Source organism: Moorena sp. SIO4A1 (assembly GCF_010672065.1).
In the GTDB taxonomy this organism is placed as follows: Bacteria; Cyanobacteriota; Cyanobacteriia; order Cyanobacteriales; family Coleofasciculaceae; genus Moorena.
In genome coordinates this window covers 1-1,215 of record NZ_JAAHHX010000880.1, presented here as the reverse complement: position 1 = coordinate 1,215, position 1,215 = coordinate 1, and the positions used below count along the sequence as shown (strand labels likewise).

General features: G+C 40.9%; 1 protein-coding gene. It reads left to right on the top strand.

Going from position 1 to position 1,215, the window contains the following annotated elements; translation table 11 throughout:
• Positions 1–215: 215 nt before the first annotated feature.
• A complete protein-coding gene (locus tag F6K53_RS43730; protein ID WP_293087055.1) occupies positions 216–935 on the top strand; it encodes a pentapeptide repeat-containing protein in 720 nt (239 codons plus the stop codon).
• Positions 936–1,215 lie beyond the last annotated feature (280 nt).

Below are 1,215 nucleotides of genomic sequence, written 5' to 3'. Positions count from 1 at the left end.
TATAGTTTAACCAGGGAGCAGAGGGTGAGGGCAAGCAAACGGCAAACTAGCTCTATTATCGGTCCGTTCTGGCAAAGCCTCTCCTCTTACTACAGCCAACAGCTGCTATTGCTATATACAAAAGTTTAAACTTTTATTCCGGTAGGGGCGAAAAATATCTTGTATCTATCTAAGTAGAGGGCTACTCTCAGGTCAATCTGGGCAAGCTTTTGCTGATGAACATTAAACTACCTTTAATCATTGCTGCTATCTTCGGGGTAACTATACCAATTGCTCTTCATCTATCATCTGCGGAACAGGTCAGCAAACCTACAAAAACTAATGATAACTCCAGTAAGACTTTTCAATATCAACAAACCAAGACAAAAGTGTTTGAGTTAATCTTAAAAGATAAGACCTGTGTAGAGTGTGATCTCATCGGTTTTGATTTGAGTGGACTTGACTTAAGTGGAGTTGACTTTAGCAGAGCTGACTTTAGCCAAGCTAACTTATCCGATAGTAACCTAGAGAATGCTAAACTCAAAGATGCCAAACTAATTGGTGCTCGTTTAGAAAACGCCAAGTTAACCTCTGCTGACTTAGATGGCGCTGATTTTAAAGATACTAACTTGAAAGGTGCTGATCTCAGTGATGCTACTCTCCTCAATATCCGATTGGCTAATGCTGATTTAAGTGCTGCTATTCTTAATCGTACGGAGCTTCGAGAAGCTGACTTGACTGGTGCCAATATGGAGCATGCTGACTTGAGTCATGCTAGTATTTATGGTGCAATTTTGAGGGAGGCTAATCTCACTGGGGCTAACCTTTATAAAGCCAATTTGCGTTACGCCAATTTGCAAGATGCGGTATTAAAGGGCACTAATCTAAAGGGCGCTGATTTACAATTTGCGGTTATGCCTGATGGGAAAACTGTTTATGGAACGGATGATTACTAATCTCTGGGAAAATTAAATTAAAATTAAATGAATGTAAGCATTCAGCTATCAGCTATCAGCTATCAGCTAATGCGCTACGCCCACGCTACGCGAACAGCTTTTGAATAAAACAAGTAAGTATTGGTTTAATCTCTGTTACGTCACCTGACTGCTGACGGCTGACGGCTGAATGCTTACAATAAAATTAAGCTGCTCCTGGATTAAGTCGCCTCATTTCCCAAGTAGTGTAGGTACCAATCGGACTCCAAATCATGTAAGTCTATCGGCGGTTTACAGCAGA